Origin of the sequence: Flavobacterium sp. FlaQc-30 (genome assembly GCF_044005885.1) — a bacterium.
Lineage (GTDB): Bacteria > Bacteroidota > Bacteroidia > Flavobacteriales > Flavobacteriaceae > Flavobacterium.
On record NZ_JBIPCO010000002.1, the window covers coordinates 578402 to 595525 of the forward strand.

Annotated in this window: 12 protein-coding genes; 9 read left to right on the top strand and 3 right to left on the bottom strand. The window is 32.7% G+C overall.

The window, feature by feature from the left end:
- Position 1: 1 nt before the first annotated feature.
- Complete coding sequence (gene tsaD / locus ACHRV0_RS07725) at positions 2–1024, bottom strand: tRNA (adenosine(37)-N6)-threonylcarbamoyltransferase complex transferase subunit TsaD (RefSeq protein WP_395440424.1); 1023 nt, start codon at positions 1022–1024, stop codon at positions 2–4.
- Positions 1025–1231: 207 nt separating this feature from the next.
- On the opposite strand from tsaD, the gene ACHRV0_RS07730 reads away from it, so the two are divergent.
- The 5 genes from ACHRV0_RS07730 to ACHRV0_RS07750 all read left to right on the top strand — a co-directional run bounded on the left by ACHRV0_RS07730 (position 1232) and on the right by ACHRV0_RS07750 (position 9498).
- Entirely contained in the window at positions 1232–5737 is a 4506-nt protein-coding gene (locus ACHRV0_RS07730; RefSeq protein ID WP_395440425.1) for a translocation/assembly module TamB domain-containing protein, read from the top strand.
- 306 nt (positions 5738–6043) lie between these two features.
- A complete protein-coding gene (gene pfkA, locus ACHRV0_RS07735; RefSeq protein ID WP_089052798.1) occupies positions 6044–7030 on the top strand; it encodes a 6-phosphofructokinase in 987 nt (328 codons plus the stop codon).
- Between the two features lie 97 nt (positions 7031–7127).
- Positions 7128–8132: a type I glyceraldehyde-3-phosphate dehydrogenase gene (gene gap / locus ACHRV0_RS07740; RefSeq protein WP_089052799.1), complete on the top strand. Its 1005-nt coding sequence runs from the start codon at positions 7128–7130 to the stop codon at positions 8130–8132.
- Positions 8133–8261: 129 nt separating this feature from the next.
- Positions 8262–9113, top strand: a complete 852-nt coding sequence (locus ACHRV0_RS07745; protein ID WP_089052800.1) for an N-acetylglucosamine kinase — start codon at positions 8262–8264, stop codon at positions 9111–9113.
- Positions 9114–9123: 10 nt separating this feature from the next.
- Complete coding sequence (locus tag ACHRV0_RS07750) at positions 9124–9498, top strand: methylglyoxal synthase (protein WP_089052850.1); 375 nt, start codon at positions 9124–9126, stop codon at positions 9496–9498.
- Here ACHRV0_RS07750 and ACHRV0_RS07755 read toward each other — a convergent pair.
- Together ACHRV0_RS07755 and ACHRV0_RS07760 are read right to left on the bottom strand one after the other, a co-directional pair.
- Positions 9479–9859 (bottom strand): Rid family detoxifying hydrolase, encoded by a 381-nt coding sequence (locus ACHRV0_RS07755; protein WP_395440426.1) that lies wholly within the window; start codon positions 9857–9859, stop codon positions 9479–9481. The genes ACHRV0_RS07750 and ACHRV0_RS07755 overlap by 20 nt on opposite strands.
- Positions 9860–9944: 85 nt before the next feature.
- Positions 9945–12683, bottom strand: coding sequence for a putative LPS assembly protein LptD (locus tag ACHRV0_RS07760; protein ID WP_129024642.1), 2739 nt, complete (start codon positions 12681–12683; stop codon positions 9945–9947).
- A 49-nt stretch (positions 12684–12732) separates the two neighbouring features.
- On the opposite strand from ACHRV0_RS07760, the gene ACHRV0_RS07765 reads away from it, so the two are divergent.
- The 4 genes from ACHRV0_RS07765 to ACHRV0_RS07780 all read left to right on the top strand — a co-directional run bounded on the left by ACHRV0_RS07765 (position 12733) and on the right by ACHRV0_RS07780 (position 17115).
- Positions 12733–13860, top strand: coding sequence for an N-acetylmuramoyl-L-alanine amidase (locus ACHRV0_RS07765; protein ID WP_395440427.1), 1128 nt, complete (start codon positions 12733–12735; stop codon positions 13858–13860).
- A 50-nt stretch (positions 13861–13910) separates the two neighbouring features.
- Positions 13911–14876 (top strand): MlaD family protein, encoded by a 966-nt coding sequence (locus ACHRV0_RS07770; RefSeq protein ID WP_129024641.1) that lies wholly within the window; start codon positions 13911–13913, stop codon positions 14874–14876.
- Between the two features lie 5 nt (positions 14877–14881).
- The gene (locus ACHRV0_RS07775; protein ID WP_089052804.1) at positions 14882–16219 is read left to right on the top strand and encodes a (Fe-S)-binding protein; all 1338 of its coding nucleotides are present in this window, start codon (positions 14882–14884) and stop codon (positions 16217–16219) included.
- 104 nt (positions 16220–16323) lie between these two features.
- Positions 16324–17115 (top strand): (Fe-S)-binding protein, encoded by a 792-nt coding sequence (locus tag ACHRV0_RS07780; RefSeq protein ID WP_089052852.1) that lies wholly within the window; start codon positions 16324–16326, stop codon positions 17113–17115.
- Positions 17116–17124 lie beyond the last annotated feature (9 nt).

A 17124-nucleotide genomic window follows, 5' to 3' on the forward strand; every position in this document is an offset into this window, starting at 1 on the left:
TTTAAAATTGAATTCTCGCTTTTGAAACCACCGCAGAAGTTTCAAAACGTTTTGATAAATATTTTTGATAACCTACAATTCCAATCATTGCAGCATTATCTGTGGTATATTCAAATTTAGGAACAAAAGTTTTCCAGCCGTATTTGCCTTCACTTTGTTTAAGTCTGGCTCTAATACCTGAATTTGCCGAAACACCTCCGCCAATTGCAATTTGTTTAATTCCTGTTTCTTTGACAGCAAGTTTTAATTTATCCATCAAAATTTCAATAATAGTATATTGTATTGAAGCACAAATATCATTTAGATTCTCTTCGATAAAATTGGGATTTTCCTGTTTATTCTTTTGAATAAAATATAAAATTGCCGTTTTTAATCCTGAGAAACTAAAATCTAATCCAGGAACTTTTGGTTTGGTAAATGCAAATGCTTTTGGATTTCCTTCTTTGGCATATTTATCAATTAAAGGCCCGCCGGGATAAGGAAGACCAAGAATTTTGGCACTTTTATCAAAAGCTTCTCCTACAGCATCATCAGTTGTTTCTCCGATGATTTCCATATCAAAAAAGCCGTTTACTTTTACAATTTGAGTATGACCGCCGCTGATTGTTAAAGCCAGAAATGGAAATTCTGGTTTGTCAAAACCTTCTTCGTCTATAAAATGCGCTAAAATATGAGCATGCATGTGGTTTACAGCGATTAACGGAATTTTTAATGCTAATGCTAATGATTTACTGAAAGAACTTCCTACCAATAATGATCCCATTAAGCCCGGACCTTGTGTAAAAGCGATCGCAGTTAGCTGTTCTTTTTGTACATTTGCTTTACGAAGTGCAGCATCAATTACAGGCACAATATTTTGCTGATGCGCCCTCGAAGCTAACTCAGGAACAACACCGCCGTATTGGTTGTGAATTAACTGGTTCGCTACAACATTTGAGAGTACTTTGTCGTTATGTAAAACTGCGGCCGCAGTATCGTCGCATGAACTTTCGATGGCAAGAATAAAAACCTCTGGATTTTGCATATAAAGGCACAAATTTTGAATTATATTTGACAAATCAAATTTTCAATTTTCTTTGATTGTAAGGAGAAGCCAAAATTAAAGAATTTTTATCAAAACAGTCGTCCTTTGTCTGTTCAAAATAAATTAATACAAAAACAATAATAAAAAGCAGTTATCAAACGAATTAAGAAAATAGTATCCAGAACCCTGATTGGCTTAATTTTACTTTTGCTGGTACTTGCTATCACATTGTCGCTGCCTGTTGTACAAACAAAAATTGCACGATACATAACTGAAACTCTGAATACTGATTTTAAAACAAACATTAGTGTAGAGAAAACGGCAATCAATATTTTTGGCGGAGTAAAACTTAAAAAGGTCCTGATTTTAGATCATCATAAAAAGACTTTAATCTATTCAGATCTTATTACTACAGATATTTTAAGCATTAAAAGATTGCTTGACGGCGATTTAATTTTTGGTGATCTTCGTTTAACGGGTTTGATTTTTAATTTGAAAACCTATAAAAATGAAAATGAAAACAATATTAATAAGTTTATTAAATTGTTTGAAACTGGAAAAAAAACACCAAAATCTGAAAAACATTTTCTCCTAACAGCACGAAATGCTTATATCACCAATGGTAATTTTTCGGTTATCGATGAAAATAAAAACACACCAAGATTCCTGGACTTTAAAAAACTGAATGCTTATATCAGTGATTTTAAGTTGTATGGTCCTGATGTAAATACTACTATTCACAGATTTTCTTTTTTAGACCATCGTGGTTTATATGTTTCAAACTTTGCAGGTAAATTCAGTTATACCAAAAAACAAATAAAAGTCGAAAACTTAGCCATAAAAACAAAAAGATCGTGGATTTATGGAAAAGCAATTCTAAATTATAAAATCACCGATTTTCTTGATTTTACAGATAAAGTTCAGTTTGATGTCGCTTTAGATTCGTCTTCTATCGCTTCAAATGATATTCGTTATTTTTATGACGGACTTGGAAAAAATCAGCATTTTAGAGTTAGAACTAAAATAAAAGGACCTTTAAATAATCTGAATTTAAATCATCTTAGACTTAGTGATTCTAATGGTTCTAAAATTTTTGGAAATATTAATTTTAGAAACCTATTAGGAAGCAAGACGCAAAAGTTTTCTATGAACGGAAAGTTCGATAAGTTAATTTCGAGTTATGATAATCTAGTAGTTTTACTTCCAGAAGTTTTGGGTAAAAAACTGCCAAAAGAACTTAAAAAAATAGGCAAGTTCAATATTGTGGGTAAAGCCAAAGTTTCGACTACAGATTTAGAAGCAGCTTTTAAAATGGCAACAGATCTTGGTAATGGTGTTGTCGATCTGCATATGAATAATATGGATTTTATCGACAAAGCCTCTTATTCAGGGAATATTGTGCTGGATAATTTTAATGTAGGTGCATTATTAGACCGAAAGGATATTGGTAAAACAACATTAAATATAGATGTTGATGGAGTAGGTTTTACAGAGAAATATTTAAATACTAAGATAAAAGGTGATATTGCAAAATTAGATTACAATAAGTACACCTATAATAATATAGTAGTAAACGGGAATTTTAAATTGCCATATTATAAAGGACAGGTTTCTGTAAACGATCCAAATTTAAGTTTGACTTTTGACGGTATGGTCGATTTAAGCAAACGTGAGAGTAAATATGATTTTCATATAAATGTAGAAAATGCCGATTTAAGAAAACTTAGGTTTGTAGACGATTCAATTTCTCATTTTCAAGGAGATGCCGTTGTCGAAGTTACAGGAAATTCAATTGAGAATCTTCAGGGAAATATTTTTATCAAAGATGCTGTCTATCAAAATCCAAAATCGACTTATATTTTTGATGAAGTTACTATAAATTCTGGCTTTGATGAAAACAAGCTGCGTACCATAACAATTAATTCTACAGACGTTGTTAATGGAGAAATAGTAGGTAAATTTCGTTTCGATCAGTTAGATAAGCTAGTTATGAACTCCGTAGGAAGTTTATATACGAATTACAAACCTTATAAAGTAAATAAAGGGCAGTTTTTACGCTTTAATTTTCATGTATATAATAAGGTAGTCGAAATGCTGTATCCCGAAATGAAAATTGACTCAAGTACAGTTGTTCGCGGTAAAATAGATGCAGATCAAAATGAGTTTAAATTTAAGTTTAATTCGCAGCAAATTACAGCGGCCAAAAATACGTTTGATAATATTAGAGTCAGTGTTGATAATAAAAATGCACTTTATAATGCTTTCGTAGAATTAGACAGTATCAAAACACCTTATTATAAAATACGCGACTTTAATTTAATTAATGTTACTGCAAAAGATACTTTGTTTGTAAGGTCTGAGTTTAAAGGAGGAGAAAAAGGCGAAGATTACTTTAATCTGGATTTGTTTCATACCATTGATAAAAACAAGAATAACATTGTAGGGATTAAGAAATCTGAAATGAAGTTCAAAGATTATCTATGGTATTTAAATGAAAATTCAGAAAAAGACAATCAAATCGTTTTTGATCAGTTTTTCAAGAATTTCACCTTTGACAATATAGTTCTGTCTCATGAAGATCAGAAAATTGATTTAAATGGGGTGATAAAGGGTAAAGACTATAAAGATCTGGTTTTGAATTTTGAAGATGTTGATATTAATAAGATTACGCCTTTAAATTCGAAGTTTGTGTTTAAAGGTAATTTGAACGGAAATATAAATTACAAGCAGAATAAAGATGTGTATCAACCCACCGCAACAATTTCGATTGATAAGCTAAATCTAAATGATATAGATTTAGGGACTTTGAAATTTGATATTGCTGGTGACGAAAGTTTTAAAAAGTTTACCATAAATTCCTCTATAGTTAATGGTTTTGCGGAGTCATTTAGAGCAAATGGTACTTTTGCTATAGAAAATAAAGAAACGTTTTTAGATTTAAGTTTAAAGTTAGAAGGATTTAACCTGGCAACTTTAGGAAAAGTTGGCGGAGATGTTTTATCCAATGTGCGAGGTACGGTTTCGGGAAATGCAGCGGTAGTTGGGAATTTGAAGAAACCTGAAATCAACGGAAGACTTTATGTTGAAAAAGCAGGAATGACAATTCCGTACTTAAATACCGATTATGAACTTAGTGATCGAACGGTAATTGATTTAACAGATGAGAAATTCTTGTTCAGAAACAATCAATTGACAGATACTAAATTTGGAACAAAAGGATTGCTTAACGGAACAATTGAGCATCATAATTTTGGAGATTGGAAACTAGATTTAACCATAACTTCTAAACGTTTATTGGCGCTGGATACAAAAGACAGCGAAGATGCGGCGTATTTTGGAACAGCTTTTATAAATGGAACTGCAAGTATAAAAGGCCCTGTAGATGGTTTATTTATTAAAGTAGACGCTAAATCTGAAAAAGGCACCGAAGTCAAAATTCCTATAAACAATTCGCAAAGCGTAGGAGAAAGCAGCTGGATTCATTTTGTAACGCCAAAAGAAAAGTACAATTTAGAAAATGGTATTGTTGAAAGAACAAAAAATTACAACGGATTAGAGTTGGAGTTTGATTTTGATATTACGCCGGATGCTGAAGTTGAAGTAATTCTAGATCGAAATTCCGGACATGGTATGAAAGGAAAAGGTTACGGATCGCTGTTGTTTAAGATTAATACACTTGGTAAGTTTAATATGTGGGGAGATTTCCAGGCATACGAAGGAACTTATAATTTTAAATATGGCGGTTTAATCGATAAAAAATTCTCTGTTAAAAAAGGAGGATCTATTATTTGGGAAGGAAACCCAATGAAAGCACAGTTAAATCTTGAAGCGGTTTATAAAACATCAGCAAATCCAGCGGTATTGCTTGATAATACCTCTTCATTCAATAAAAAAGTACCAGTAGAAGTAGTTATTGGTTTAAGAGGAGATTTAGCAAGTCCAGAGCCTAATTTTGATATTCAGTTTCCATCAGTAAGTAACGTGCTTAAATCTGAGATACAGTATAAGCTAGATGATAAAGATATTCGTCAAACACAAGCACTTTATTTATTGTCTACAGGTTCGTTTATGAGTACAGATGGATTTAGCCAAGGTGATTTATCTGGAACGTTGACAGAAACGGCTTCGAGTTTATTAGGCGGAATTATAAAATCAGACAATGATAAGGTTAATATCGATTTGAATTATATTTCTGCAGATAAAAGATTGGGTCAGGAAGCAGATGGTCAGTTTGTGGCGAATATTTCTTCTCAGATCAACGAAAGAATTACAATTAACGGTAAATTAGGAGTGCCGGTCGGTGGAGTTAACGAATCTGCAATTGTGGGTGATATTGAAATTTTGTATCGTGTTAATGATGACGGGTCAATGAATCTTCGTTTGTTTAATAAAGAGAATGATATTAATTATATCGGACAGGGAATTGGTTATACACAAGGAGTTGGTATTTCGTACGAAGTAGATTTTGATACCTTTAGCGAATTGGTAAACAAAATGTTTAAAAATCATAAATTAGAACGAGCAATTAAAAATTCTGATGATTTTCAAGATTCTAATTTAAATCCTGATTTTGTTAATTTTACCAACAAAAAAGAATCAGAGAAAAATAAGAAAGAAGCTGAAAAAGACAAAAAGAAATCTCAAAAAGAAGAAGAGAAAAAACCACAGCCTAAAAATAACAGTGAAGGATTAATTCCAGATAACGATTTTTAGATGATTGTTAAAAAAATGCTATTTCAACCCATTATTTATATAATGGGTTTTTTTATGCGTATTTTAGACAATTAATAATTTTTCAGCTTAATAGAGTTTATGTGTTTTTTGTAACACTTCATTTGGCTATTGTTAGTTTTAAAGAATTAATTAAAAAAAGAGAGTTTTATTATTTTAAATGAAATTTTTCCAGCCAAAAAACTTATTAACGAAAACGTTTGAATTTAACATATTTTACTAATTTATAATAAACAGAACCCGAAAAGTGGTGAATGTTTGCTAATTTTACACTTTAATACTTAAATAATGTCAAAAACAATAAAAAAAGTAGGTGTTCTTACCTCAGGAGGAGACTCACCAGGAATGAATGCTGCAATACGATCAGTTGTTCGAACATGTGCTTATCATAATATAGAATGCATAGGAATTTATAGAGGTTATCAAGGAATGATCGAAGGCGATTTTAAAGAAATGGGCCCTCGAAGCGTTAATAATATAGTAAATAAAGGAGGAACGATCTTAAAATCTGCTCGTTCTGTTGATTTTAGAACACCAGAAGGTAGAAAAAAAGCACACGAAAATTTAGTAAAAGCTGGAGTTGATGCTTTAGTTGTTATTGGAGGAGACGGAAGCTTTACCGGAGGTCTAATTTTCAATGCAGAATATGGTTTTCCTGTAATGGGAATTCCTGGTACAATTGATAATGATATTTATGGTACAAGTCATACATTAGGTTATGATACCGCATTAAATACAGTAGTAGATTGTATCGATAAAATTAGAGATACTGCAAGTTCACATAACCGTTTGTTTTTTGTAGAGGTTATGGGTAGAGATGCAGGACATATTGCTCTTAATGCCGGAATTGGTGCTGGTGCTGAGGAAATTCTTATTCCTGAAGAAGATTTAGGTTTAGATAGATTGTTAGATTCTCTTCAAAAAAGTAAAGCATCAGGAAAATCATCAAGTATAGTGGTTATTGCTGAGGGAGATAAAATTGGTAAAAACGTTTTTGAATTAAAAGACTACGTTGAAGCTAATTTACCTGAGTACGATGTTAGAGTGTCTGTTTTAGGACATATGCAGCGTGGAGGTTCACCATCTTGTTTTGATCGTGTACTAGCAAGTCGTCTTGGTGTAAAAGCAGTAGAATCTTTGATAGAAGGAAAATCAAATTACATGGTTGGTCTTAAAGAAGACAAAGTGTCGTTGACTCCGCTGGAACAAGCAATTAAAGGTAAATCTGAGATTGATAGAGAATTATTGAGAGTGTCAGACATCATGTCTACATAATTATATAAGACAAAGTTTAAAAAAAGGAATGAAGTTTATTGTGAGGAAATTAGACTTTAAATTAGTGTAATAAAAACAAAAGCAAAAAATTAGTAAAATGTCAAAAGTAAAATTAGGAATAAACGGATTTGGACGTATCGGAAGAATCGTTTTTAGAGAAACTTTCAATAGAGATAATGTAGAGGTGGTAGCAATCAACGATTTGTTAGATGTAGATCACTTAGCTTACTTATTAAAATATGATTCAGTTCACGGTCGTTTCAACGGAACTGTAGAAGTTAAAGAAGGAAAATTGTATGTAAATGGAAGAAATATCCGTATCACTGCAGAAAGAAATCCAGCTGACTTAAAATGGAATGAAGTTGATGTTGATGTTGTTGCAGAATGTACAGGTATCTTTACAACTATCGAAACTGCAAATGAGCACATCAAAGGTGGTGCTAAAAAAGTAATCATTTCTGCTCCTTCAGCTGATGCTCCAATGTTTGTAATGGGAGTAAACCACGAAACTGCAAAAGCTACTGATTTAGTTGTTTCTAATGCTTCTTGTACTACAAACTGTTTAGCTCCTTTAGCTAAAGTTATTCACGATAATTTCGAAATCGTTGAAGGTTTAATGACGACTGTTCACGCAACTACTTCAACTCAAATGACTGCTGACGGACCTTCTAGAAAAGACTGGAGAGGTGGACGTGCAGCTGCAATCAATATCATTCCTTCATCTACTGGAGCTGCAAAAGCAGTTGGAAAAGTAATTCCTGCTTTAAATGGAAAATTAACTGGAATGTCTTTCCGTGTTCCTACTGCTGACGTTTCTGTAGTAGATTTAACTGTAAAAGTAGCTAAAGAAACTACTTACGAAGAAATTTTAGCTGTCTTGAAAAAAGCTTCTGAAAACGAAATGAAAGGTATCTTAGGATATACTGAAGATGCAGTTGTATCTCAAGATTTCATTTCTGATAAAAGAACTTCAATCGTTGATGCTGGTGCGGGAATTGGTTTAAATTCTACTTTCTTCAAATTAGTATCTTGGTATGATAATGAGTACGGATACTCAAGCAAATTGATCGATTTATCTGTACATATTGCAGGTTTAAAATAATATTATATATTTTTGCAGAATCCCGTTCGACACGTCGAACGGGATTTTCTTATTTTGTTTCGTCTTTAATTATTGTAAAAAATACACTTATAGTTTATTGAAGAAAAACTAATCCAAAAACTAAATAAAATGAAATTAATAGTTGATAGTGGATCTACTAAAGCCGATTGGATTGCAATTGATGATAATGGAAAAGTATTATTCACCACACAAACCTTAGGATTAAATCCTGAAATTCTAGACGCTCCGGAAATCATTGAAAGATTAAACGATCGTTTTGATATTTTGCAAAATAAAAAAAATGCAACCCATTTGTTCTTTTACGGAGCTGGCTGTGGAACTGACAGAATGAAAGAAGCTTTAAAGCTGATCTTTCAGGATTATTTCACTAATGCAATTATTGACGTACAAGAAGACACATATGCTGCTGTTTATGCAACAACACCAAAAGGTGAAGAAGCAATTGTTTCGATCTTAGGAACAGGCTCTAACTGCAGTTATTTTGATGGAAAAGTATTGCATCAAAAAGTGCAGTCATTAGGTTATATCTTAATGGATGATTGCAGCGGAAATGTTTTTGGAAAAGAATTAATTAGAAAGTACTATTTTAATAAAATGCCAAAAGAATTAGCGGTAGAACTTGAAAAAGAGTACGACGTTGATCCTGATTTTATTAAAAACAAACTATACAAAGAACCAAATCCAAATGCTTATTTGGCAACTTTTGCAAAGTTTTTAATCAAACACAAAGACACAGAATTCTGTAGAAAAATTATTTTCAAAGGAATGAAATCTTTCGTTAAAAACTACATCAAACAGTTTGATAATTGCAAAGAAGTTCCTGTACATTTTGTAGGTTCTATTGCATTTTATCTAAAAGATGAATTACAAGAAACTTTTGATAAATATGAACTTCAATTAGGGAACGTTTTAAGAAGACCAATTGATGGATTAATTGCGTACCATGTTGCTAACCAATAGTTCTGGATTTATGGAAATTGCAATCATTGCTCACGATGGCAAGAAAGCTGATTTGATCGACTTTTTGATTAAAAATAGTGATGTATTACATCATGAGTCAATAAAACTTATTGGAACAGGAACTACTGGAGGAAAAGCCGAAGCTGCGGGATTTAAAACCCAAAGAATGCTTTCTGGACCTTTAGGCGGTGATGCGCAGATTGCAGGAAGAGTAGCGGAAGGAATTACGAAAATGGTTTTCTTTTTTAAAGATCCTTTGTCAAGTCATCCGCATGAAGCAGATATTAATATGTTAATTCGCGTTTGCGATGTTCATAATGTGCCGCTGGCAACAAACGAAGCAACGGCACAATTATTATTAGATGCTATTGCACTGCGATTATAGAAATCTCAACATTTACATTTTTTGGCAGACATGCCACTTGAACCGTTTCACGTGCTGGAGCGGTTTTTTCGTTAAAATATGAACCGTAAACAGCGTTTATAGCACCAAAATTGTTCATATCCATAATAAAAATAGTCGCTTTAACTACATTCTCAAAAGTCATATCTGCAGCTTCTAGAATAGCAGCAATATTTTCCATTACTTGTTTCGTCTCGTCATTAATGTTTTCGGTTACAAGCTCACCCGATGCTGGTTTTATAGCAATTTGTCCAGATGCATAAAGTGTGTTTCCTGATAACACAGCTTGATTGTAAGGTCCAATAGGAGCAGGAGCCTTATCTGTAAAGATTATTTTTTTCATATGTAGTTACTTATTTGTTTTTAAACAATATGATATAGTACTTATTACGATCTTCTAATCATAATAAAACAGTTAAGCAAATGGATTATCGATTTGAAGTACTTCGCTTATTCCATTTGATGTCACTCAACATACCAGATTTAATTCCGATAAAGAAATTCCAGTTCGAATTTGGTCCAATAGGTGTCCAGTTAAAAGCCATTCTCCAGCTTAACAAATCCCTTTCAAAACGAAATTGAGTAAAAGTCACCCCTTTTTGAACAAAATCAAATCCGGTTGAAACCCCGCCTTTCCATTTAGGCGTAATATCCATATTCATAGAGACCATGATTGAGTTTCCTGTTATTTTATTCTCTCTGTTAGCATTCGAGTACGTCAATGAGTAAGCAAGCGTCATGTCCCAAGGTAATTTTGAACTGAAGAACTCCGTAATTACATCTTTGTCGTCGTCTTTTTCGTTTGCAAATTGACTGTTTCGGCTGTCATTTAAGTCTGTATTTGTACCAAATAAATCGTCATTACGACCACCATTTCGCTGACTTTGGTTGTTTTTTTCTTTATTATCTCCTCCCTTATTCGAAAAAGAGTAATTCATTGTAATATTCGCACTGGTCATTCTAAATAAACTTCCGCCATTGTCAATGTTGTACATGTTCATTACGTTTCCTGCATTATCAATTGCGTATGGGTTTAAAACAGCTCCAAAATTGACATTCATTTTGTTTTGAAAAAGCTGCGTTCCACCGCTCACAAGAATAGGCTGAAAAGCCAATGTTTCTTTACCATTTGCATTAAAATTATAACTTGTGCTGAAGTTTAAATTGTTTAACAGCATTATCTTTTTAGGTTCCGTTTTTGTGCTGTCACGATCTCTTACTTTAGCTTCGAAAGTGTTGCTTAAAGAAAAACCAACAATGTTAGAATTGTCTTTTCCAGGTGCGCCGTAAATACCGTTTGCAAAACGAGAATATTCATCTGTAGAAATCTTTCCTGCTGCATCAACAGTATAATGATCGTAGTATCTCTCAAAACTCGGCGTATAAGAGTAAGTAATACTTGGTCTCATAACGTGACGAATAGACTGAATTCTTTTGTCAGCTCCAAAATTAAAAGTACCATAAATTGTAGTACCTAAATTAGTACTGAAGTTGTAAGTTCTATAAGAGTCAAAACCATTTACAGTCTTGTCTACAACGGCACTTTTGTCTACATCGTAATTCTTTTCAATTGTTTTGGTAACCCAAGTTTCTTGGTAATTTGTAGAAGCTCCCGCACTAAAGTATTTGAATATTTTAAAATTGGTACTGATTGGAATAGAATGCTGCATACCAATTTGCGCATCTTTAAACATTTGAGGTTTAAAGAATAAAGAATCCGTTGTTTTAAAGTTATTCTTTCCAGTTACATTATACTGTAAGTTTATGTTCTTTATAAAACCTTTTTTTACACCATCTTTTCCAACAAAAGGATAAACACGATCAATACTTCCTTGTAGATTAGGTAAAGTCATTAAAATCTCTTCGGTTTGCGTATTTTGCTGGTGCGTAGCAGACAGCGATATACGTGAACCTGGAATTGTATTAAATGTTTTATTGTATGAAATAGACGAACTTAAAGTGTTATTTAAGTTAGATCCTATGTTGGCCTGATTGATAGATCGCTTAAAATATTTACTGCTACCCATATTTACAGAAGCAGAAAAGCTTGAGTTAGGATTTGATTTTGTATCCTTCGAGTGCGACCATTGAATGTTGTAGATGTTTTGTTTAGAATAATCTGGATATCCTCTTTCGCTGTTTATTAAGTTTTCAAATCGAATATTGACATTTCCTCGATATTTATACCGTGTTGCATAGGCCGATTCAAATCGCATAGCGTAACTCCCGTTTGTATAGTAATCTCCTAAAACCGTTAAGTCGTAATTGTCGCTTAAAGCAAAATAGTAACCTCCGTTTTGTAAAGAGAATCCACGAGTATTTGAGTCGTTGTAACTTGGAATGATAATACCAGAAACGCTTTTTTCCTGACTCATCGGGAAATAAGCGAAAGGTAATGCCAAAGGTGTAGGTACATCTGCAATAACCATATTGGTTAAGCCCGTAATAACTTTTTTACCAGGAATAAACTTTACTTTATTCGTTTGAAAATAGTATTCAGGATTATCAATGTCTTGAGCAGTTGTAAAACGGGCACCTCTTAAAAAGTAAACAGAGTCATTCTCTTTTTTAGTTACCGCTGCTTTTATTTTAAACTCACCTTGTTCTGTTCGTGAGTTATAAATTAAGGCTTTTTTTGTTTTAAAATTAAAGCGTATAGAGTCGGGTTGAACCTCACTTGCTCCTTGTTTGAAGTTTGGATATTGAGTTAATACACCTGCAGAATCTTTTATTCGACCGGCATAAACTTCGTCTTTTTCGTAATTAAGTACAATTATACCAGATTTTAGTTCAACATCTTTATAATACAATTCAGCTTCATTATAAAGAGTAATGATTTTTTTCTTCTGATCTATTTTGGCGTAATCCTTTGCTTTGTATTTTACTTTCCCGTCTAAAAAAGTCTTCGTTGGCTTAATGCTGTCTACTTTAATAGTGTCAATAGGTTTAATTTGAGGTTTATCTGTTTGTTTTACAGCGGGCAAAGACTTTTTTTTGGATTTTATCTCTTGTGAATATAATTTACCACATCCTGCAGATAGGAAAAATGATAATAAAACGATATTAAATAAGTTTGTGTGCAAAGGTTTAAATGCTATTTTTGTAAAATTATGGCTTGTTTTTTGACATGTCAAACTTACATATAATTTTTTGGCAAAAATAATCAATTATAAAAATTATAGCAGTTGCGTTTTATTAAAATTAACTTTTAGATTTATGAATAGATTGAGCAAAATTAAGGTAATCTTTACTTTTTTTCTAACAATAATGTCTTTTTGTGCTTACAGTCAAGCTAACGTTTTTAAGGTGACACTTGATGCAGGACATGGAGATCATGATTTTGGCGCTGTTTACAGTGGACGGATCGAAAAAAATATCGCCTTAGCAATTGTTCTAAAAGTTGGAAAAATTTTAGAGCTTAATCCAAATGTTAATGTTATTTATACGCGAAAAACAGATGTTTTTATTGATTTAGTAGAAAGAGCAAATATTGCCAATAGAGCCAATTCGAATATTTTTGTTTCTATACACTGTAATGCCAACAAAAATACAGCGGCAGACGGAACAGAAACGTATGTAATGGGTTTGAGTAAAGTTGCATCAAACTTAGAGGCTGCAAAAAAAGAGAACTCTGTAATTACTTTAGAGAAAGATTACAAACGTAAATACGAAGGTTATGATCCAAATTCTCCAGAATCTATGATTGGTATGACTTTAATGCAAGAAGAGTATTTAGATAACAGTATTTCGCTTGCAAGTAAAATCGAAGAAAATTTTGAAAAACTTGGAAAAAAATTAAGACAAGGCGGAGTAAAACAGGCGCCATTTATGGTACTTCATAAAGCTTATATGCCAAGAGTTTTAGTTGAAACAGGATTTATTTCTAATCCAACCGAAGGAAATATTTTGAATTCAGAAGAGGGACAAGATGATATTGCAAAAGCAATTGCAGAAGCCATTTTGAGTTATAAAAGAGAGTATTTTGGTTCAGGAAGTCCTGAAGCAATAGAGGCTCGACCAGTAAGAGATACCTCTACTCCGGCAAAGAATAAAGTTGTAGAATCTGCTGCAGTGAAAAAAAATGCACCAAAAGGCACTTTTTTTAAAGTACAGTTAATTGCCAGCATTAAAAAAACACCTTTAGAAGCTAAAAATTTTAAAGGATTGAATAATGTAACCATGTTATATGAAAACAATATTTATAAATATTTCTACCAAGAAACTTCAGATTATGAAACTGCAAAGAAATATTTGCAAGAAGCTAAGAGTAAGGGATATGGAGCGGCATTTTTAATTGCGAATCGTGATGGTGAAAAAATCAGCATCCAAGACGCCATTAAATAATAAGCCCTAGTTCGAATATTTATATTATTTTTGTACAAACACTTAGAATTTTGAAACTAACAAGAGAAATTAAAACGGCTATTTTAGTCATCGCGTCAATCTTATTATTTATTTGGGGCTACAGTTTTTTAAAAGGCAGAGACCTTTTTACAAATTACAAAACATTATATGTCGAATATGACAATGTAGAGGATTTGTCAGCATCAGCACCTGTTACCATTAATGGACTTTCTATTGGTAAAGTAAATAAAATCACAATTGATGAAATAACTGGGAAATTATTGGTTGAATTGCAATTAAAAACAGATTTTCCAATTTCTAAAACCAGTACCGCTGCCTTGTATTCTCCAAGTTTGATTGGAGGGAAACAGATTAAAATTGTACCAAATCTTGCAGATAAAGACCCAGCAGAAGATGGTCAGAAATTAGTACCTGCTGTTGAATTAGGATTAACAGATTCGTTAGGCGGTAAAATCGATCCAATTACGCAAAAGTTAGATAAAATGCTTCTAAATATTGATAATCTGGTAACTGGATTAAACAATGTTTTAGATAAAAAAACGCAAGACGATTTAAAGAAAAGTTTGGCTGAGTTAAGTCAGACAATGGAGCAGTTTCATAAAGCTTCAGGAAGTATCAATACTATTTTAGATACTAATAAAGGTCAGATAAATGGAGTTGTGACAAACTTTAATAAAATGTCAAGCAATTTTAATAAAATATCAGATTCATTAAACAAAGCCGATTTAGGAAAAACAGTTAGAAACCTAAATCAAACTTTGGCTAAAGTTGATGGTATTATGGCTAATTTAAATTCTGGTAAAGGTACTATGGGTAAATTATTAAGTGATGAAGCTCTTTATAATAACCTTACGAAAACTTCAAAGGAACTTGAATTGTTATTACAGGACGTTCGTTTATACCCAACTCGTTACGTAAACGTTTCTCTTTTTGGAAAGAAAAACAAGCCTTATGTAGCTCCTGCTGAAGATGTAAATTCAACTGATAAAAAATAATTGCAATGAGTTATTTAGATAATATTTTGTTCGCCATACTTCTTATAGTTGGTTTTGGTTTTTTTACAGCGAGCGTAAAAAAGATCATCCGAAACATTAACTTGGGAGTAGATGTAAATCGAAAGGATAATTCTAAAGCGCGCTGGAAAAACATGGCTATGATTGCTCTTGGACAGTCAAAAATGGTGAGACGCCCTGTAGCTGGAATACTTCATATTTTTGTATATGTAGGTTTCATTATTATTAATATCGAGTTACTTGAAATTATTATAGATGGGTTATTTGGAACTCATAGAATCTTTGCGCCTTATTTAGGTGTGGTTTATGATGTTTTAATAGCTTCTTTTGAAATACTGGCAATACTTGTAATTTTTGCTGTTGTAGTTTTCTGGATTAGAAGAAATGTTATTAGACTTAAGCGTTTTATTAATCCTGACTTAAACGGATTTCCTAAAAGCGATGCCAATTACATTTTGTATTTTGAAACGGTTTTGATGCTTTTGTTTTTATTGATGAATGCTTCTGATTTGCATTTGCAGAACGTTCCAGGCGGATTTTCTCATTTTCATAAAGCAGGAAGTTTTCCAGTAAGTCAGTTTATTGCTCCAATTTTTAATGGAATGTCAAATGAATTAGTTTCATTATTGTTTGAAGCTTTTTGGTGGCTGCATATTGCGGGTATTTTAGTTTTTATGAACTATTTATACTTCTCAAAACATTTACACATTCTTTTAGCTTTCCCTAATACTTATTTTGCAAATTTAAATCCAGAAGGTCAGTTTGATAATCTAGCTTCTGTAACAAAAGAAGTAAAGTTAATGATGGATCCAAATGCAGATCCATTTGCGGCAGCTCCTGTTGATGAAAATGCAGCTCCAAGTAAATTTGGAGCAAGCGATGTTCAGGATTTAAATTGGGTTCAGTTGTTGAATGCTTATACTTGTACAGAATGCGGGCGTTGTACATCATCTTGTCCAGCAAACCAAACAGGTAAAAAATTGTCTCCACGTAAAATTATGATGGATACAAGAGATCGTCTAACAGAAGTAGGAAATAATATCGACGCTAATAAAGGTGTTTTTGTACCAGATAATAAAACTTTATTAAACGATTATATTACGCCAGAAGAATTGTGGGCTTGTACTTCATGTAATGCCTGCGTAGAAGAATGTCCTGTTAATATTAGTCCGTTGTCTATTATTATGGATATGCGTCGTTATTTAGTGATGGAGCAGAGCGCTGCGCCAATGTCATTGAATGCAATGATGACTAATATTGAAAATAACGGTGCTCCTTGGCAATACAGTCAGCAAGACCGTTTAAATTGGAAAAACGAAAATTAAAAATATAGTTTAATCGGTTAATCGTCAATTCGTTTAATCGTTCTTAGGATTCGATCAAGTTGCCGATTAAACAATTAAACAAATCAACGATTAAACAAAAAGAGATGTCAGAAAATTTAGTAGTGCCAACAATGGCTGAAATGCTAGCTCAGGGAATACAGCCAGAAGTTTTATTCTGGGTAGGTTGCGCTGGGAGTTTTGATGATAGAGCAAAAAAAATCACAAAAGCATTTGTACGTATATTAAACCGTACTAATGTTTCATTTGCCGTTTTGGGTGCAGAGGAAAGCTGTACAGGTGATCCTGCAAAACGTGCTGGGAATGAATTTTTGTTTCAAATGCAAGCCATGATGAATATTGAGGTTTTGAATGCATATGAAGCAAAGAAAATTGTTACCGCTTGTCCGCACTGTTTTAATACTTTAAAAAATGAGTATCCTGAATTAGGCGGAAACTATGAAGTTATTCATCATACAGAGTTCTTAAAATCATTAATTGATGACGGAAGACTTACTGTTGAAGGCGGACAGTTTAAAGGAAAAAGAATCACTTTTCACGATCCTTGTTATTTGGGAAGAGCAAATAAAGTGTATGAAGCTCCAAGAGATTTAATTCAGAAGTTAGATGTTGAATTAGTCGAAATGAAACGTTCTAAAGCAAATGGATTATGCTGCGGAGCTGGCGGTGCGCAAATGTTTAAAGATGCTGAGCCAGGAAATAAAGAAGTTAACGTATTGCGTACAGAAGACGCTTTAGAAGTGAAACCAGATATTATTGCTGCAGGGTGTCCTTTTTGTAATACAATGTTAACAGATGGTATTAAACATCAAGAAAAAGAAGGGCAGGTAAAAGTGCTGGATATTGCAGAATTAATTGCTAATGCACAGGATTTGTAATCTGAGGTT

What these genes read in the sequence shown, in the direction of transcription:
- ACHRV0_RS07750 (WP_089052850.1), top strand. Translation starts at nt 9,124, where the DNA reads ATGGAAATTGCAATCATTGCTCACGATGGCAAGAAAGCTGATTTGATC.
- ACHRV0_RS07755 (WP_395440426.1), bottom strand. Translation starts at nt 9,859, where the DNA reads ATGAAAAAAATAATCTTTACAGATAAGGCTCCTGCTCCTATTGGACCT.
- ACHRV0_RS07780 (WP_089052852.1), top strand. Translation starts at nt 16,324, where the DNA reads ATGTCAGAAAATTTAGTAGTGCCAACAATGGCTGAAATGCTAGCTCAG.
- pfkA (WP_089052798.1), top strand. Translation starts at nt 6,044, where the DNA reads ATGTCAAAAACAATAAAAAAAGTAGGTGTTCTTACCTCAGGAGGAGAC.
- ACHRV0_RS07775 (WP_089052804.1), top strand. Translation starts at nt 14,882, where the DNA reads ATGAGTTATTTAGATAATATTTTGTTCGCCATACTTCTTATAGTTGGT.
- tsaD (WP_395440424.1), bottom strand. Translation starts at nt 1,024, where the DNA reads ATGCAAAATCCAGAGGTTTTTATTCTTGCCATCGAAAGTTCATGCGAC.
- ACHRV0_RS07765 (WP_395440427.1), top strand. Translation starts at nt 12,733, where the DNA reads ATGAATAGATTGAGCAAAATTAAGGTAATCTTTACTTTTTTTCTAACA.
- ACHRV0_RS07745 (WP_089052800.1), top strand. Translation starts at nt 8,262, where the DNA reads ATGAAATTAATAGTTGATAGTGGATCTACTAAAGCCGATTGGATTGCA.
- gap (WP_089052799.1), top strand. Translation starts at nt 7,128, where the DNA reads ATGTCAAAAGTAAAATTAGGAATAAACGGATTTGGACGTATCGGAAGA.